11 protein-coding genes are annotated in these 18,046 nt (G+C 69.4%); 7 read left to right on the top strand and 4 right to left on the bottom strand.

Annotation, left to right across the window (positions count from 1 at the left end; genetic code table 11):
- Window positions 1–66: 66 nt before the first annotated feature.
- The 3 genes from AB0M67_RS28700 to AB0M67_RS28690 all read right to left on the bottom strand — a co-directional run bounded on the left by AB0M67_RS28700 (window position 67) and on the right by AB0M67_RS28690 (window position 4,933).
- Window positions 67–3,102, bottom strand: coding sequence for a glycoside hydrolase family 38 C-terminal domain-containing protein (locus AB0M67_RS28700; protein WP_365750082.1), 3,036 nt, complete (start codon window positions 3,100–3,102; stop codon window positions 67–69).
- Between the two features lie 68 nt (window positions 3,103–3,170).
- A complete protein-coding gene (locus AB0M67_RS28695) occupies window positions 3,171–4,274 on the bottom strand; it encodes a Gfo/Idh/MocA family oxidoreductase (RefSeq protein WP_365750080.1) in 1,104 nt (367 codons plus the stop codon).
- Entirely contained in the window at window positions 4,259–4,933 is a 675-nt protein-coding gene (locus AB0M67_RS28690; protein ID WP_365750078.1) for a ThuA domain-containing protein, read from the bottom strand. The genes AB0M67_RS28695 and AB0M67_RS28690 overlap by 16 nt, the downstream gene beginning before the upstream one ends.
- A gap of 632 nt (window positions 4,934–5,565) precedes the next feature.
- Here AB0M67_RS28690 and AB0M67_RS28685 point away from each other — a divergent pair.
- Complete coding sequence (locus tag AB0M67_RS28685) at window positions 5,566–6,768, top strand: glycosyl hydrolase family 28-related protein (protein ID WP_365750076.1); 1,203 nt, start codon at window positions 5,566–5,568, stop codon at window positions 6,766–6,768.
- Window positions 6,769–6,886: 118 nt separating this feature from the next.
- Here the strand turns inward: AB0M67_RS28685 and AB0M67_RS28680 are convergent, their stop codons facing one another.
- Entirely contained in the window at window positions 6,887–7,108 is a 222-nt protein-coding gene (locus AB0M67_RS28680) for a hypothetical protein (RefSeq protein WP_365750074.1), read from the bottom strand.
- Window positions 7,109–7,464: 356 nt separating this feature from the next.
- Here AB0M67_RS28680 and AB0M67_RS28675 point away from each other — a divergent pair, with 356 nt between their 5' ends.
- The 6 genes from AB0M67_RS28675 to AB0M67_RS28650 form a co-directional block, all read left to right on the top strand.
- A complete protein-coding gene (locus tag AB0M67_RS28675; protein WP_365750073.1) occupies window positions 7,465–9,369 on the top strand; it encodes a BTAD domain-containing putative transcriptional regulator in 1,905 nt (634 codons plus the stop codon).
- Window positions 9,370–9,520: 151 nt separating this feature from the next.
- Window positions 9,521–10,003 carry a phospholipase gene (locus AB0M67_RS28670; RefSeq protein WP_365750071.1) on the top strand — a complete coding sequence of 161 codons (483 nt, stop codon included), beginning with the start codon at window positions 9,521–9,523 and terminating at the stop codon, window positions 10,001–10,003.
- 72 nt (window positions 10,004–10,075) lie between these two features.
- On the top strand, window positions 10,076–10,999 hold the full coding sequence (locus AB0M67_RS28665) for a winged helix-turn-helix domain-containing protein (RefSeq protein WP_365750069.1): 924 nt from the start codon (window positions 10,076–10,078) through the stop codon (window positions 10,997–10,999).
- Between the two features lie 296 nt (window positions 11,000–11,295).
- On the top strand, window positions 11,296–13,044 hold the full coding sequence (locus AB0M67_RS28660; protein WP_365750067.1) for a fatty acyl-AMP ligase: 1,749 nt from the start codon (window positions 11,296–11,298) through the stop codon (window positions 13,042–13,044).
- Complete coding sequence (locus AB0M67_RS28655; RefSeq protein WP_365750066.1) at window positions 13,041–13,310, top strand: acyl carrier protein; 270 nt, start codon at window positions 13,041–13,043, stop codon at window positions 13,308–13,310. The genes AB0M67_RS28660 and AB0M67_RS28655 overlap by 4 nt, the downstream gene beginning before the upstream one ends.
- A 95-nt stretch (window positions 13,311–13,405) precedes the next feature.
- The coding region (locus AB0M67_RS28650; RefSeq protein WP_365750064.1) for an amino acid adenylation domain-containing protein at window positions 13,406–18,046 on the top strand (4,641 nt) is incomplete at its 3' end.

Genomic DNA, 18,046 nt, shown 5'->3' with positions numbered 1-18,046 from the left:
TGCATTTGTGGGTGCTGGTCGTGTTCGATACGCGCTGATCGGCCGCCGTCCCGGGTCGGCACAGCGTCAGGCGCGCGGCAGGCGCAGGGTCACCATCTGGAACGGGTGCAGGGCGAGTACGACACCGCCGTCGGCCGCCGTCGGCGGTTCGGCGTCCGCGAGCGGGCGTTCGAGCAGATCCGTGGTGACGGCGCGGTCGGTGGCGAAGGCGTCGATACGGACGGTGGCGCGGGCCCGGCCTCCGTGTGCCTCGTAGAGGCGTACCACCAGGTCACCGCTGCGGTCGTCGGCCAGCTTCACGGCGCTGACCACGACGGCGTCATTGTCCGTGGTCACCAGTGGCGCGACCGCCGCGGCGGCGGAGCCGGTGACCCGGCGTTCGGGCAGATTGGCCCGGTGGCCCTCACGGACGGCGTCGCCGATCGTCGCGCCCGGCACCAGTGCGTGCCGGAACCGGTGGACGCCCTGGTCGGTCTCGGGATCCGGGTAGCGGGGAGCGCGCAGCAGCGACGCGCGCACGGTGGTCGTCGTGCCCGCGTCGGGGCCGGTGCGTACCGTACGGGTCACGTCGTGGCCGTAGGTCGCGTCGTTGACCACCGCCACGCCCCAGCCCGGCTCATCGATATGCACGAAACGGTGGTTGCACGCCTCGAACTTGGCCCACTCCCAGCTCGTGTTCTGGTGGGTGGGCCGGTAAACGTGGCCGAACTGGGTTTCGGAGGCATACCGATCGGCCTTCACATCCAGCGGGAACGCCAGCTTCAGGAAGCGCTCGGTCTCGTGCCAGTCCACTTCGGTGTCGATGTCGAGTCGCTTGGCGTCCGCCGGAACCGACAGAAGCTGAGTGACCCGGGACGCCCCGAAGACCCGCTCGACACGCACCGAGGTGCCCTCGACATCCAGCCGGGCCACCTCGGTGAGATCGCTGCCGACGTTCCGGTAGAAGGCGTCGACGTCCCACGCGTCCCACTGGTTGGGGAAGTCGGGGTGGAGCTGGAGCAGATTGGCCGCCTGCCCGGGTGCGATGGCCTCCCGGTCCGTGACGCGGTCGTACGCGGAGACCACGAGGCCGCGTCCGTCGATCTCGACCCGCAGCAGGCCATTGGCGAGGACGTACCCGCCCCCCTCGCGCGGGACGGGAGACACCGCGTCGCCCTGGGCGGTCAGGACCGAGGCACCCCCGGCCGGGACGGAACCGCGGGCGTGCGGAGCCGAGTTGAACACCAGCTCGGCGCCGCCCGGCGCGTCACCGGCGAGCGCGCGCTGCGCACCCGCGATGATGCCTTCCAGCTCCGCGGCGAGCCGCGCGTAGGTCTCGCGTGCCTCGCGGTGCACCCAGGCGATCGAGGAGCCGGGCAGGATGTCATGGAACTGGTGCAGGAGCACCGTCTTCCAGATGCGGTCCAACTCTTCGTAGGGATACGGCATGTCGGCGCGCGCCGCCGCGGTGGCGGCCCACAGCTCGGCCTCCGTGAGAAGCGACTCGCTGCGCCGGTTGCCGCGTTTGGTCCCGGCCTGGCTGGTGAGCGTGGCGCGGTGCAGTTCGAGGTAGAGCTCCCCGACCCACACGGGCGGGTCGGGGTACTCCGCCTCGGCCTTGGCGAAGAAGTCGGCGGGGGCCTCCCACTCGACTGTCGCCGCGCCCTCCAGACTGCGCATCCGGGCCGCCTTGGCGACCATCTCGCGGGTGGTCCCACCCCCGCCGTCCCCGTAACCGGTCGGCGCGAGGGAGCGGGTGGCGACGCCCTTCTCCTTGAAGTTGCGCGCCGCGTGGGCGATCTGCCGGCCCGCCATCTCACAGTTGTACGAGTCGACGGGCGGGAAGTGGGTGAAGACGCGGGAGCCGTCGATGCCCTCCCAGGAGAACGTGTGGTGCGGGAAGGAGTTGGTCCGGCTCCAGGAGATCTTCTGGGTGAGCAGTCGCGTGGCGCCGGCGGCCCTGATGATCTGCGGCAGGCCCGCCGCGAAGCCGAAGGTGTCCGGCAGCCATGCCTCGTCGCTCTCGATGCCGAACTCTTCCAGGAAGAAGCGTTTGCCGTGGACGAACTGCCGGGCCATCGCCTCGGACCCCGGCATGTTGGTGTCGGACTCCACCCACATCCCGCCGGTGGGTACGAACCTGCCCTCCGCGACGGCCTTCGTGACCCGGGCGTACACCTCGGGCCGGTGCTCCTTGATCCAGGCGAACTGCTGGGCCTGCGACATGGCGAAGACGAAGTCGGGCTCCTCATCGAGGAGCGCCGTCATGTTCGACGCCGTACGGGCCACCTTGCGGACCGTCTCGCGCAGCGGCCACAGCCAGGCGGAGTCGATGTGGGCATGCCCGACGGCACTGATGCGGTGCGCCGCGGGCGTGGCGGGCGCGGCGAGCACACCGGCGAGTTCGTCACGCGCCGCCTGGGCCGTGCCGTTGACGTCCTGGAGGTCGACCGCGTCCAGGGCCCGGCCGACCGCGCGCAGGATCTCCCAGCGGCGTGCCCCGTCGAGGGGCAGCTCCACCATGAGCTCACCGAGGACTTCCAGGTCCATGACCAGGTTCCACACCGTCTCGTCGAAGACGACCAACCGCATCTCGCCGAGCACGTATTGGGGAGCTTCGCCCGCCGTTGCCTTGTCGCCCATCGGCGTCGGCTGGAACGGCACCCCGCTCCCGTCGAGGTCGGGGTTGGAGGCGGCCTCGATATGCCAGTGGACCTGCTCCCCGCCCGTCACCGGTGATCCGACACGGACGTACGCGTTGCGCGGGTGCAGTCCCTTGACCGGGGTGCCGTCGGGCCGGTACACGAGGCCCTCGCACTGGAACCCCGGGGTCCTCGGGGTGAATCCGAGGTCGAGTACGGCCTCGACGGTACGGCCCGACCACTCGGCGGGGACGGAGCCGGTGACCTTGAACCAGCTGGTTCCCCAGGGCAGGCCCCACGGTGTGCCGGGGGCGATGGGGACGGTCGGTGCCGCCAACCCCTCGGCTACGGGGACGGGTTCGCCCGCGGTGGACCAGATCTCCACGGCCAGGGGCGTCGTGACGGGGTGGACAGCCGGCCGGATGCGTTCCCTGAGGACGCGTTCCAGACGTGCTTCGACCAGCTTCCGGTCGTCATGCATGAAGGGGGTCTCCTGTTGCTGCGAGCGTGTGGGGGCAGTCGAGGGTGGTGCGGTCGGACGCGGTGTGATCAGCGATCGGTCGGGGCCACCGGGGCGGGGCGCTCGCAGGTGCTTGTCACCGGGAGCGCGCGGCCCTGGTCCGCCGCGTCCATGAGGGTGAGCATCGTGTCCAGGACATGCGCGGCGAGTTCAGCCGACGCGCGGTGCGGACGCCCGTCGGACAGGGCCTCGGCGAGATCGGCGAGACCGGTGCCTCGCCCGGCGCCCGGGTAGCCGGCGGACGGGGGCAGGGTCTCCCAGCCGTCACCGCGGTGGATCTCCACGGCACCGTCGAAATTGTTCGGGTCGGGCACGGACAACGAGGCATCGGTGCCGTGCACCTCGATGCGCGGCAGCCGCGCGGCGCGCACGTCGAAGCTCATGACCAGAGTGGACAGGGCGCCTCCGGCATGCTCCAGGACACCGGTGATGTGGGTGTCCACCTCCACCGGGAAGGTGTGTCCCGCTCGGGGACCGCTGCCGATGGTCCGCCGCGTACGCGGCCGGGAGGACGCTCCGGTCACCCGGACCACCGGGCCGAGGAGATGGACCAGGGCGGACAGGTAGTACGGCCCCATGTCGAGCAGCGGGCCACCACCCGGCCGGTAGTAGAACTCCGGGTCCGGGTGCCACTTCTCGTGGCCCGCGCCGGTCATGAAGGCGGTGGCCGCCACGGGCGTACCGATCAGACCGTCGTCCACCGCCTTGCGCGCGGTCTGGGTCCCGGTGCCGAGGACGGTGTCGGGCGCGCAGCCGACCCGCAGTCCCGCCTCGCGCGCCGCGGCCAGCACGGCATCGGCCTCCTCGCGGTTGGCCGCGAGGGGCTTCTCGCCGTACACATGCTTGCCCGCACGGAGCGCCGCCAGGGCGACGTCCGCGTGTGCGGCCGGAATCGTGAGGTTGAGAACGGCGTCCACGTCGTCCCTGGCCACCAGGGCGGCCACGGACGGCAGCACGGCGACTTCCTCTCCGTCCCGCGCCTGTTCCGCGACGGCCCGCGCGCGGCTTCGGTCGAGGTCGGTGACGGCGGTCAGCCGCACGGACGGCAGACCCCGCAGCGTCGAGAGGTAGGCGCCGCTGATCTTTCCCGCGCCCACGATGCCGATGTTCAAAGGCTTCAGCGGCTCGCCCACAGCAGTCCCCTTTCGGTGAGCGTGCGGACTTCCGGCACATCGAAGTCGTCGGGCTTGTGCCCGATGGTCGAGACGAAGACCCGTCCAGCGCCCGAGGTCCTGGTCCACACGGCCGGCATCACCGTGGGCCGGTCATGCAGTTCGTCCGGCGGGAAGGTGGTGGTGGCAAGCACATCGATGTGCGGGTCGGTGAGCACCCAGTACTGCTCGGTGTGCACGGCGAAGTCGTCGAGCCCCGCGATGACGGGGTGGTCGGCGCGCTCGGGCAGCGGGTGCACCGTGTGCTGGTGGAAACCCGGCGGGTGCATCACGAACTTGCCACCGGTCAGCAGGTGGTAACCGTGATCGTGGAAGCAGTCGATGATCCCGCCGTGCCAGCCGGCGAGCCCGGTGCCCGCGCGTACCGCGGCGGCGAGGCCGGTGCTCTGCTCCCGGGTGATGGTCCCCATGGTCCAGCACTGCACGATCAGGTCGGTGGCGGCCAAGCGCTCCGCGTCCTCGTACACCGCGAGGTCCTCGGAGGTCTCGACGGTGAATCCCCGCTCCTTGAGGAATGGCACGAATCCGTCGCTGATCGTTACGGGCTGATGCCCGTCCCATCCACCGCGGACGACGAGTGCTCGGCGGTTGTCGCTGGTCAAGGTGATGCGCGCTCCCATCGGCGCCGCACGGCAGCGTGCGGCGATCGGGGTCGGGTGAGGTCGCCCAACAGGTCGGGGCGAAGCAGCTGCCTCCGCCCGGGCCGAGTTGAACCGGCTGCGATCTGAACGTATGAACCGGCGCCGAAGTTTGTCAATATGTTGGACGAAGTTGAGAGAGGGGTGCGCGAGGGCCGTTCCTCGCAACGGGAATTATAGGCGTAAAGCTGAGTGAAACCCTCCATATCATCTGCAATAAGAGGTGCCGCCGAGCCGCCCGGAGTGCGTGCGGGAGGTCAATCGGGCCTGCTCTCAACTCCTCGCCCCGAAGGCGGGACGCCCTCCAAGGCCCGCTCGATGCGCCCGCGTTCGCACCGTCGAACGTATTGACTAACGCAACTCGATGGAATTACATGACGGCGCGGCCACGCCATCAGCCGCACCTGCTTGCCCCCACTCGTCACTCGTCCAGGGGGCGTGGGATCTGGCGTGGCGGGCGACTTCGGCTCATTCCCATAGGGCCCTCGGTGCGACCGCGCACCGAGGGCCCGAGTTTCGGACGCCTCGGGCGGGCGAGCACCTGCTCGCGGCGGCCCGTTGATCCCGCTCCGCTCGTCAATCCCATCAAGACCTGTCGTCAATCCATTCAAGAGGTGACACATGCACCGGAGGATCTGGAGAACGTCGGGGCCGCACTGGCCCAGCCGGCCAATTCGCTCTCCGTCGTGACCTACGGCGCGGACCCGAACTTCTCGAAGGATTCGACGGTCGCCATCCAGGACACGGTGAACGCCGCCCGGGAGCAGGGGAAGTCGGTGTGGATCCCGCGGGGCGAGTACCTGACGAACAGCCTGGTTTCCAAGCCGCTGGACCTCACCGGCGTGACGGTGCGGGGAGCCGGCATGTGGTACACCACGCTCTATCGCAAGGTTCCCCTTCCGCCCAACGCATGGCGCTCGCAGATCCTGGTGGGCTCGGGCACCGCGGTCTCGGATCTCCAGATCGATGCGAACGCCATCTGGCGGGGAGTCGGTGGCACCGGAGGCTCCGACTACGGAATCAACGCCAGCGGTGCCGGTGGGTGGCAGATCGACCGGATCTGGACACGGCACATCGACGCCAATTGGCTGTCGGGCACGGGTGGCACCATTCGGGACAGCCGGACCGCTGACACCTACGGCGACGGGTTCAACATCAACAACGGCAACACAGAGAATCCCGACAAACTCGGCCTCGACATCACGGTCCAGAACAACTTCGCCCGGGGCACCGGAGACGACTCCTTCGCGGTCTACTCCGACTCAGGCGCCGCCGGGACCAATGGCCAACTGGTCGGCGCGAAGGTCCTGAACAACACCGCGATCGCGCCCCGGTGTGCCAACGGCCTCCGGATCGCCGGCGGGCGGAACATCGAGATGAGGAACAACCTGGTGAACAGTGTGTCGTCGAACAGCGCCCTGGACATCGGTGTGTTCGGCGATACGGGACACCCCTTGGAGTCCGCCACGGTCAGCGGAAACGTCCTGCTCGGCGGCGGCGGTTGGAACGGCGTCCGGCACGGTGTCCGGATCAGCTCTCCCACGAGCACCTCGCTCTATCCGGACGCCTACACGAACGTCACCCTGACCGACAATGTCCTGCGCGGGGCCCTTCGCGCGGGCCTCTACATCGACCGGACGCGTGTCACCGCGACCCTGAAGAACAACACGATCGATGGTCCGGCAACCCAGGGAATCCGGATCACCTCGGGAGTCACCGGCACCGGGTCCTTCACAGGTAACCAGGTGCGGAACCTGCACCCGGGACAGGTCGCGACCCAGAACGACTCGGCGGACACGTTCAAGATCACCGACTGAGAGCCCCCGGCCGGCCGGTTCGCCCGGCCGGCCGGGCAGCGCGGTGACGGACGCCGCACCTGGCCCGCGGAACGTCACCGGTCAGGATCGGTAGGGCACGGCTTCCGAAGCGATCTGGCTATGCCTGGCCCTGGTAGGGCGTGAACGAGGCCCTGAGTTCGGCGACGTTGGGTTCTTTGGCGTCCCACGCTCGGGTGCCGTCGAGCGCCACCTGGGTGGAGCAGCCCTCGAAGACGGCACCCCAGGCGAGGCGCTTGGTCTGCAGACCGCTGAACTGCGACGCGTCCACGTTGACACCCGTCCAGATACCGCTGCTGAGGACGTTGACCATGCCAGGCATGACCGGAGCAAGCCGCCGACAGGCGCCCTGCCCTGTTGAACCAATCATGCGTCCTTTTGGCCATTCTTGGCCCATCGCACCGTTATCGGATGAACAACTCTCCCTGGTGAGAGCCCCATTGAGGCGTCATATCGGGTTCGGATGCCGTATTGGGGCACATGGTGCGTGGCGGGAAACGGTAGGTTCAATAGGGCTGTGGCATGTAAGGATCTCGCTACCGCCAGTTTGGCAGGGAAGGAAGCGCTCGGGGGGACTCGTGCCTTACGCGGGGGAGGGGGTGTCGCGCGATGATGTCCGCAGAACATGGCCGACCGGTGCTCAGGCGTGGACTCAGGGAGGGGCAAGAAAGGGCGGATATGTCACGGTCCGGCCTGGAGTTCAAGATGCTGGGGCCGTTGGAGGCCACCGTCGACGGGAAGTCGCTGCAGATTCGCGGGGTACGTCAACGAGCGGTGCTCGCCCGCCTCTTATTAGCCCAGGGGAGAGTCGTCTCCGTCGACTCCCTTGTCAGGGAGGTCTGGGACGGAAGGCCCCCGAACACCGCGCGAACCCAGGTGTCGATCTGTGTGGCCGCACTGCGCAAGCTGTTCCGGAACGCCGGCTGCACGGACGAGGTGATAGCCACCGTCCAGCCGGGCTATCAGCTCTGCCTCTCGGGGAAGCATCTCGACACCCAGGAGTTCGCCCGTGAGGTGGAGCGCGGCTACGGCCTGGGGCAGGAGGGGCACCTGGTGGAAGCGGCCAAGGCCCTCAAACAGGCGTTGGCGTTGTGGCGCGGACCGGCACTGAGCGATGTGCCCGCGCAGTTCGCCGAGGCGGCGGCCACGCGGCTGTCGGAGCAGCGGCTGCTCGCCACGGAACAGCTCATGACCCTGCGCCTCAAGTTGGGCGAACACCGTTCCATCATCGGCGATCTGAGCGCCCTGCTGCACACCCACCCGCTGCGCGAGCAGCTGCGTGCCACGCTCATGCAGGCCCAGTACCGGGCGGGCCAGCGGGCGGAAGCGTTACGTACCTTCCGCGAAGGGCGAACGTTGTCAATCGACGAGCTCGGTCTGGAGCCGGGCGCCGAACTGCAGGCACTCCACGACGCGATCCTCAAGGACACGTCCGTGTCCCCGGCGGTCGAGGAGGGCCCATGCGTGGAGTGGGAGCAGCACAGTCGTCCGTCCGAACTGCCGCTGAGTGTAGGCGAGATCGTGGGACGCCGCGACGAACTGAGGACGCTTGACGCCCTGTTGTCCGTGGAACACGGCAGGCGGCGCACCACAGTGTGCTTCATCAGCGGCAGCCCGGGAACGGGAAAGACCGCGCTGGCGGTGCACTGGGGCCGCGCCAACGCCGAGCACTTCCCCGACGGGCATCTCTACGTCGACATCCGGGAGACCTTGGCAGGCTCGCCCGGGTATAAGGCCCTGTCCGTCCTGCAGCGGTTCCTGCGCTCCCTCGGCGTGCACCCCGACCATGTGCCGCGGGACCTCGGTGAGTGCTCGGCCGCGTACCGCAGCATGCTCGCCGACCGGCGCGCGCTCGTCGTCATCGACAACGCCACCGCTTTCCAGGAGGTTGAGCCGCTCCTCCCGGGAGGCGGACAGTGTTGTGTCCTGGTCACCGGGCTGGAACCGTTCATGCACAGCCGAGGGGCGGCGGGCCTGCGGCTCGGCCAGATCGAGCACGCGGACGCCATCGCGCTCCTCGCCGCCGTCACGGGGCGGGAGCGTATCGCGGCCGAGCCTGACGCCGTGGACCGCCTGCTGGAGCTGTGCGCCCGATTGCCGCTGGCGATTCGGGCCGCCGGCGTCAAGCTGGGGAGCAAACCCCACTGGAACGTCGAGGACCTGGTGGACCGGCTGATCGATCCGCGGCGCCGCCTGGACGCACTCGGCTACGGCGAGAGCTCCCCGCGCGCCTGCTTCGACCGGGCGCTGCGTCATCTGCCCTCGGGTACGACGGCTGCCTACCGTGCGTTGAGCGCCACCTCCGGCAACGACTTCGACGTCGGGGCGGCGGCCGAGGTGCTGTACATGAATCCGTCGGACGCCGAAGACACGCTGGAACGGCTTGTCGACCTGAATCTGCTCGAAGTGAGAAGACGGGTACACGGCGGCGGCCTGAGCTACCGCTACCCCCACCTCCTGCGGCTGCACGCCGAACAGTTGCTCGCCGAGGACTCGCTGGAGCAGGCGACGCTGCGGCTGACACAGCGGACCGACTCGGGACGCCGCCCTTGCCCCAGCCGACTCAGTGCCAACTGCTTCTGACCGGCCGCAGCACCGGCTGAGGCTCGACATAGTCATTCGATAAAGCCCTCATATCCGGCTCCCGCAGACTGTGAAGTACGCACGAAAGAATCCGAGTGCTTTCTTCACACACCGTGGCTGTATTGAGCCACGCCCCTTTCGGAGGTCAAGGATGCTTCGTCGGTTACGTATGCCGGTCATGGCCGCCGCGGCGGCGGCAGCGACCCTGGTGATGGTCATTCCGGCACAGGCTGCCCCCGCCGACAAGCCCAGAGTGCTGTCGGACTGGACGCAGCCAAGCTCCGCCGGCTACCAGGCGTGGAACAACGCGCGGCAGAACCAGGCCGCCTGGGCCGCCTATGGATTCGACTGGTCCACCGATTACTGCACCGCTGCACCGGACAACCCGTACGGTTACCCCTTCGCGATGTCCTGTGCGCGGCACGACTTCGGCTACCGCAACTACAAGGCAGCTGGTCAGTTCGACGCGAACAAGGACCGGATCGACAGCGCCTTCTACGCGGATCTGAAGCGCGTCTGCGCGGCCTACACCGGAGAGCGGCGCACCGAATGTGAGAGTCTGGCGAAGGTTTATTACGACGCGGTGCGTCTCCTCGGGCTCCAGCAGCCACAGACGCACGAAAAGGCAGTATGACGCGCTCTTGCGTCGGTATCGTCTCGGGGGAGGCCACGGAAAGTGCAGAGAATTCACTTCACGGTCGAAGATTTGGCGCGCACCCGGCTCAGCCCTACGCTCGGCCCGGTCACCGAGACCGTGTTCGCCCTGGGGCTGCTCGGCCGGCCGGGCAGCGCCCCGCATTCGCGCTGGAGCAACCGCCTCGCGAAACACCTGCGACAGCGCACCGCGCTCGCCGGGTTGCTCGCCTCACCACAGAGCCGGGTGCGCGCCCCGGACGATCTGCTCTGCCTGGTGGACGGGGCGCCGGACGTGGACGACCGAGCCCTGAGCGCGCTGGGCCTGTCCCGTGAAGAGGCGCTGACGGCGGTCAGGGACGTGTGGCGCTGCGCTGTGGCGCCCTACTGGAACCGCATGCTCAAGCACCTGGAGTACGAGTGCAACGCCCGTGGCCGTATCACCATGGCCGGTGGCGTCGACCGACTGCTGGAAACCCTGCACTCGAAGATTGTGTGGAACAGCCCGGTGCTGGAGGTGCCGGGCCCTGACGGGGACGTATATCTGGACGGCCGGGGTCTGACCCTCGTGCCCTCTCTCTTCCTGCCGCACCAGCCGGGCGTGCTGATCCGCTCCGAGCCGGAGTCGGGAAACCCGGCCCTGGTGTTCGCGATGTCGCCGGACTTCCCGCAGGCCGCTGTCCTGTGGGACGAACCCGACAACACTGTGCAGGCGCTGGGTGCGCTGGTCGGCCGGACCCGTGCCGCCGCGCTGCAATCGCTCACCGCCGCGTGCACCACCTCGGAACTGGCCGAAAGGCTGGGAATTTCCTCAGCCGGCGCCAGCCAGCACGCATCGATTCTCCGGGAATCCGGACTGATTACCACTCATCGCAACCGAAACACCGTTCTGCATACGGTGACTCCGCTGGGAATGGCGTTGTTGGGGGTGCGGAGCCGGGATGGGGGTAATCCCGAACGGTGGATCGGTGATGAATCGCGGCAGCCTGCCGCGTGAAACCGGCCCAACGGTCAGGACCGCGCCGTCATTAAGTCGGCAGCGAAAGACGCAGCGCGCGTCGGAGGGGTCCCGTCAAACCCTCGCTTAAAAACGCTGATCGGCGCTCCGTGGAGCGGTCGGGGAGCGGGTGCGCAAGCCCTCGCCCCCAGCATTACTTCCTTGACGCGAAGTTGTCGCGACGGCTAGCGTCGCAACGCGTTGGTGACCGTGAATCGACCGGGTGCCCGACAGGAACCGGGACCGGAATACCGGAGCAGGAATTTTCCACCGGAGAATCGAGGAATCGACGGGTCATGTCCGATGTCATGAACTATCCCAGCGCGACGGAGCTCCTCAGGCATCGGGCCGCCTCTCGTCCCGGGCAGGATTCCCTGATCTGGGTCCGCGACCCCGAGCAGGGTGACGCGACCCATCTTTTCTACGCGGAACTCGACATACGGGCGCGACAACTGGCCGTTCTACTGACCGATCGCTTCCCAGCCGGCTCCCGCGTGCTTCTGCTGTACCCGCCCGCCGAATTCATCGTCCCCTTCGTCGCCTGCCTGTACGCCGGAATGGTCGCCGTGCCGGCGCCCCTGCCCGGACGCTTCCCCCATGAGCGCAGGCGGGTCCGGGCCATCGCCGCCGACTCGCGGGCGTCCGCTGTGCTGACCGACACGGGGAACCTGCCATCGGTCGAGGACTGGGCGGCGGAGGAAGGGCTCGGCCGGCTCCCCGTCCTGGTCGGCGACAGCGGCGAACTTCCCGACCCCGAGGACTGGTCGGCACCCGACGTCGACCACGGGACGCTCGCGCTGCTCCAGTACACCTCCGGATCGACGGGCTCGCCCAAGGGCGTGATGATCAGTCACGGGAACCTGCTCACCAACGCGGCCACACTGTGGTCCACCCTCGATGTCCCCCAGGACGCCAGGTTCGGCGGATGGGCTCCGCAGTACCACGACATGGGTCTGATGGCCCAGACGCTGCCGGCCCTCTTCCAGGGCACTACCTGTGTGCTGATGGATCCGACCGCCTTCCTCAAACGGCCGCACCACTGGCTGCGGATGATCGACACCTACGGCATCACCTGGTCCGCCGCCCCCAACTTCGGCTACGACTACTGCTGTCGCAAGGTGACCGACGACCAGATCACCGGGCTGGATCTCTCGCGCTGGCGTTACGCGGTCAACGGCTCGGAGCCCGTGCAGGCCGGCACCATGACCGAGTTCGCCAAGCGGTTCGCCTCCGTGGGATTCCGCGCCGAGGCCGCCTGCCCCTGCTACGGTCTGGCGGAATCCACGGTGTTCGTGTCCGGCGCCCCCGCGCGTGAACCTGTCATCACCACGGTCGACGCCGAGGCCCTCGGCCGGGGCGAGTTCCGCCCCATGCCGTTCTCCGGGAGCGGCCGGGACCTGCCAAGCAACGGCACCGCGCACGGCTTCGACGTGGCCGTCGTCGACCCCGCGTCCGGACAGCGACTTCCCTCCGGCGGCATCGGTGAACTCTGGCTGCGCGGCCCCAGCATCGCCCAGGGGTACTGGGGCGACGAGCGGGCCACCGAGGACACGTTCCGCGCGGCGACCGCCGACGGCGACGCGGGCTATCTGCGGACCGGTGACCTGGGCACGGTGCACCACGGTGAGATCTATGTGACCGGCCGCATCAAGGACATGATGATCTTCCGGGGCCGCAATCTGTACCCGCAGGACATCGAGCACGAGCTACGGGTCCGCTACCCCGAGCTGGGCAATGTGGGCGCCGTGTTCGCCACTCCGATGAGCCCGCGTGCCGACGGTGACGCCGAGGAGTCGCTCGTCGTCACCCACGAGGTCCGCTCCGGCCTGGACCAGCGGCAACTCGCCGCGCTGGCCGCCCGGATGAGGCAGTCGGTCGCGCGGGACTTCGGTGTCGTACCGGCCGCGGTGATCCTGTTGCGCCGCGGCGGCACCCGCCGGACCACGAGCGGCAAGATCGAGCGCGCCGCCATGCGTGACCTCTTCTCCGATGGGCGTCTGGACAGCGTGTACACCGGCATCGTGAAGCCGGGAGAGGCGACATGAGCACACACACCGAGTCCGAAACCGAGATACGGCACTGGCTGGCCGAACAGGTCGGCGGCATCGTCGGCAGGGCGAGTCACGACGTACTGCCGGACGAACTGATGGCCGAGTACGGCGTGGACTCCCTGCACGCGATCGCTCTGACCGGTGCGATCGAGGAACGCTGGGGGGTCGGCCTGGACGCGACGGTGGCGTGGGAGTACCCCACCATCGCCCTCCTCGCGGAATTCCTGGCGGCCGAGATCGCCGTCGGCGCGGTCGACTGACGCGAAACAACCTCAGAGCGCCCACCCGAGGAGACGGCACTCCCGGGAGAGGGCCGCGCACTCCCCGAAGACGTAGCAGAGAAGGCGGGTTGAGCATGTCCAAGGGCGGAGCCCTGCGCCACCGTACGTCGGCCGCGCAGCTGGGCGTCTGGGTCGCGCAGCAGTTGGAGCCACGCAGCCCGCTCTACAACTGCGGTGTGTTCTTCGACATCGACGCGCCGCTGGAAGCCGACCTGTTGGACCGCGCCGTCGCCCGCGCCGTCGAGGAGACCGAAGCGCTGCGGGTGTGCTTCACAGAGGACGGCGACGGTCTGTGGCAACAGTCGGTCCCCGACGTCGCACCGCTTCGACACATCGACCTGAGCGGGCACTCCGACCCGTACGCCGCTGCTCTGACCTGGATGAAGGCCGACCTGGCCACACCGGTCGACCTGACGCGGGGACCGCTGTACGGGCACGCGTCGCTCCGCCTCGCGCCGGACCGTCACCTCCTCGCCTTCCGCTACCACCACATCGCCCTCGACGGCTGGGGCCAGACCCTGCACTGCCGGCGGATCGCCGAGCTGTACACGGCATACGCCAAGGGCGCCGAACCGCCCGCCGCCCCCTTCGGCACCCTGTCCCGCCTCCTCGACGAGGACGCCGAGTACCGCCGTTCCCCCGTCCACGAGCGGGACCGCGATTACTGGGCGCACGCCCTGGCCGATCCCCCCGAGATCCCGCGCCTCGTACAGGGCTCCGCTGCTCCGGCCCACAGCGAGCTGCGCGCCACCACATGGCTTTCCGCGTCGCAGGTCAGCGGCCTGATGACAGCCGCCAGGGCGGCTCGCACCCGCTGGACCGTGGTACTCACCGCCGCGCTCGCCGCTTACATCCAGCGGCTGACCTCCGTATCCGATGTCCTCCTCGGATTCCCGGTCACCGCGCGCACGGGCGGCGGCGCGCTCACCACCCCCGGCATGCTCGCCAACGAGGTGCCGCTGCGTGTTCGCGTGCGACCGTCCGACACCATGGCCGATCTGACCGGACATGTCGCACGGCAGGTGCTGGCGGCGGTCAAGCACCAGCGCTACCGCGGCGAGGACCTGCATCGCGACTTCGGGCGCACCGCCGGGAATCCATTGACCGGCCCCGTCGTCAACCTCGTCAGCTACGACCAGACCCTGGACTTCGCCGACCACACTGTCACGGCACGCCAGCTCTCCACCGGACGGGTGAGGGACCTGTCCGTGCACATCAGCGGAACCCCTGACGGCACCGGAGGCATCCGCGTCGACTTCGACGCCCATCCCGACCTGTACAGCGATGCCGAACTGCACGCCCACCGTGACCGGTTCCTCGCCTTCCTGTCCCGGCTCCTCGCCGACACCGCCCGGCCGGTCGGCCGGGTCGACCTCCTGGACCCCGCCGAATACCGCCGCGTCCTCGTGGAGTGGAACGACACCGCCGAGGACGTGCCCACGGCCACGCTGCCCGTGCTCTGGGCCGACCAGGTGCGGCGTACCCCCGGGCACCCGGCGATCGCGTCCCCCGGGCTCGTCCTCACCTACGCCGAGCTGGACGAGCGCGCGGACCGCCTCGCTCGGCGGCTGAGCCGCGCGGGGGCGGGTCCCGAGACGTTCGTCGCGCTGATGCTGCCCCGCTCCCCTGACCTGGTCGTCGCGTTGCTCGCGGTGCTGAAGGCGGGGGCGGCGTATGTGCCGGTGGACCCCGAGTACCCGGCCGACCGCGTTCACTACCTGCTGGAGGACTGTGAACCGACGCTGATCGTCACCGACACGCGGTTCGCCGACCGTGTCCCGGGTCCGGCGTCCCGGCGCCTCCTCGTCGACGTGCCTGACACCTCCGGTGCCTCACCCGACGAGGGCGCCTCACCCGGCGAGCCGGACGGTCCCCCCGCCGCCGGGGCCGGGCACTCCACACGCCTCCTGCCACACCATCCCGCCTATGTCATCTACACCTCGGGCACGACGGGCCGCCCCAAGGGTGTGGTGGTCGAACACCGCTCCCTGGCCGCCTATCTCCAGCGGGCGCGCCAGGTGTACCCGGCCGCGGCCGGCAGCTCACTGCTGCACTCGCCGGTCGCCTTCGACCTGACGGTCACGGCGCTCTACACCCCGCTCGTCAGCGGCGGCTGCGTCCGCCTCGGAGACCTGAGCGAAGAGACCGCCCGCACCGGCGACCGGCCCACCTTCATGAAGGTCACGCCCAGCCATCTGGAGCTCCTCGACGCCCTTCCCGACGCCGGCTCACCCGAAGAAACCCTCATCATCGGAGGAGAGGCCCTGCACGGCGACGTCCTCGACGGATGGCGCCGTCGGCACCCGGACGCCGTGGTCTACAACGCGTACGGCCCCACCGAGGCCACCGTGAACTGCCTGGACCATCGGCTGGACCCGGGCGAGCCCACACCGGACGGGCCGGTTCCCATCGGCCGCCCCTTCTGGAACACCCGTGCCTATGTGCTCGACAGCGCTCTGTGCCCCGTCCCGCCGGGAGTCGTGGGGGAGCTGTATATCGCCGGCACAGGGCTGGCACGCGGCTATTGGAAGCGCCAGGCCCTCACCGCCGAGCGCTTCGTCGCCGATCCGTTCGGTCCGCTGCACGGTGCTCCCGGCGCCCGCATGTACCGCACCGGTGACCTCGTACGCCAACGGCACGACGGAGCGGCCGAGTTCGTGGGCCGAGCCGACGGCCAGGTGAAGATCCGCGGCCATCGCATCGAACTCGGCGAGATCCAGGCCCGGTTGGCCCGGCTGCCGGAAGTCGCCCAGGCCGCGGTGATCGCCCGTGAGGACCGGCCAGGAGACCTCCGGCTCGTCGGATACGCGGTCCCGGCGGGCGGCGCCACCCCCGACTCACTGCGCGAGCAGCTCGCCGACACCCTGCCCGAGTACATGGTCCCGGCCGCCGTCGTCCTCCTGGACGAGCTGCCGCTCACCCCGAACGGCAAGCTCGACCGCGCCGCGCTCCCCGCTCCCGACTACGCCGGTGACGCCCCCGACCGTGCTCCCCGCACGGCCCACGAGGAGCTGCTGTGCGAACTGTTCGCACGGGTGCTCGGCCTCCCGCAGGTCGGTGCCGACAGTGACTTCTTCACCCTGGGCGGGCACTCCCTGCTCGCCACCCGCCTCGTCTCGCGGGTACGAGCCGCCTTCCGTGCCGAGATATCCGTCCGCCAGTTGTTCGACACGCCCACCCCGGCAGGTCTGGCACGTGCCCTGACGAGCGCCGGCGCCGTCGGCGAACCGCCGCGCTCCATCGAGCGGCGCCCGGCACGCATCCCCGCGTCCTACGGGCAGCGGCGCTGGTGGTTCCTGGACCGCCTGGAGGACGTGGACGCCAACGCGACCTACAACATCCCCGCGGCCCTCAGGCTCTCGGGGCGCCTCGACCGTTCCGCCCTGCACGCCGCTCTGACGGACGTCGTCACCCGCCACGAGGCCCTGCGCACCATGCTCACCGAGGACTCCGAAGGGCTGCACCAGACTGTGCTCACACCCGAGGAGGCCCGTCCGCCCCTCCCCGTGACGCACACCGACCCCGCGGCTCTGGACGCCGAACTCGACCGTGCGGCCCGCGTGCGCTTCGACCTGTCGGCCGAACCGCCCCTGCGCGCCCGGCTCTTCGCAACGGCGGAGACCGAGCACGTGCTCCTGCTCGTCGTCCATCACGTTGCCGCCGATGGCTGGTCCATGGAGCGGCTCGTCCGCGACATCGCCATCGCCTACGCCGCCAGGCACCGGGGCACGATGCCCGACTGGGCACCACTGCCCCTGCAGTACGCGGACTACGCGCTGTGGCAGCGGGACGTCCTCGGAACGCCCGGCGACCCCGACAGCCTCGCGGACCGGCAGCTCGCGTACTGGAGGGAGGCGCTGGCCGACCTGCCCGAGGAACTGTCGCTGCCCGTCGACCGGCCTCGTCCTGCCGTGGCCACCGGTGCGGGCGCCCACTTCGAGTTCGATGTGCCCGCCGCACTGCACACCCGAATGGTCGCCCTCGCACGCGCCCACAACACCAGTGTCTTCATGGTCGTGCAGGCGGCGCTCGCGGCACTGCTGTCCCGGCTCGGCGCCGGTGAGGACATCCCCATCGGCTCGCCGATCGCCGGGCGCACCGACGAGTCGGTCGAGGAGCTCGTCGGCGTGTTCGTCAACACCCTGGTGCTGCGGACCGACGTGTCGGGTGACCCCACCTTCGGTGAGCTGCTGGCCCGGGTCCGCGAGACCGACCTCGCCGGATACGTTCACCAGGACGTGCCGTTCGAGCGCCTCGTCGAAGAGCTCAACCCCGCCCGGTCACTGTCGCGCAGTCCGCTGTTCCAGGTGATGCTGGCCTTCCAGAACACCTATCGGCATGACGGGATCAACGCGTTGAGCCGCCTCTCGGGGCTCGACGCCGAACTGCTGCCCAGCCACACCGGAACGGCCGAGCTCGACCTTTCCTTCGACCTCGGCGAGCGCTTCACCACCGACGGCGCGCCGGCGGGCATGTACGGCGGTCTTGAATACAGCACCGAACTCTTCGACCCCACGACCGCCCGCGCGATCGCCGACCGTCTCCTGCGCGTCCTGGAACAGGTCTGCGACGACCCGGGCCGCACCGTAGGGGACCTGGATGTGTTGTCGGGTGAGGAGTGGCGGCGGGTGGTGGTGGAGTGGAATGCGACGGGGCATGTGGTGCCGTCGGTGTCGTTGGCTGATTTGTTTGTGGAGCAGGTGGAGCGGTCGCCG

Source organism: Streptomyces sp. NPDC051662 (genome assembly GCF_040681655.1).
In the GTDB taxonomy this organism is placed as follows: Bacteria; Actinomycetota; Actinomycetes; order Streptomycetales; family Streptomycetaceae; genus Streptomyces.
The sequence above is the reverse complement of the archived record's forward strand: the minus strand, read 5'-3'. Positions and strand labels throughout refer to the sequence as shown.

Bases quoted from the DNA above. Each gene is read 5' to 3' on its own strand.
- AB0M67_RS28700 (WP_365750082.1), bottom strand. From the start codon at position 3,102: ATGCATGACGACCGGAAGCTGGTCGAAGCACGTCTGGAACGCGTCCTC.
- AB0M67_RS28690 (WP_365750078.1), bottom strand. From the start codon at position 4,933: ATGGGAGCGCGCATCACCTTGACCAGCGACAACCGCCGAGCACTCGTC.
- AB0M67_RS28680 (WP_365750074.1), bottom strand. From the start codon at position 7,108: ATGCCTGGCATGGTCAACGTCCTCAGCAGCGGTATCTGGACGGGTGTC.
- AB0M67_RS28675 (WP_365750073.1), top strand. From the start codon at position 7,465: ATGTCACGGTCCGGCCTGGAGTTCAAGATGCTGGGGCCGTTGGAGGCC.
- AB0M67_RS28670 (WP_365750071.1), top strand. From the start codon at position 9,521: ATGCTTCGTCGGTTACGTATGCCGGTCATGGCCGCCGCGGCGGCGGCA.
- AB0M67_RS28660 (WP_365750067.1), top strand. From the start codon at position 11,296: ATGTCCGATGTCATGAACTATCCCAGCGCGACGGAGCTCCTCAGGCAT.
- AB0M67_RS28655 (WP_365750066.1), top strand. From the start codon at position 13,041: ATGAGCACACACACCGAGTCCGAAACCGAGATACGGCACTGGCTGGCC.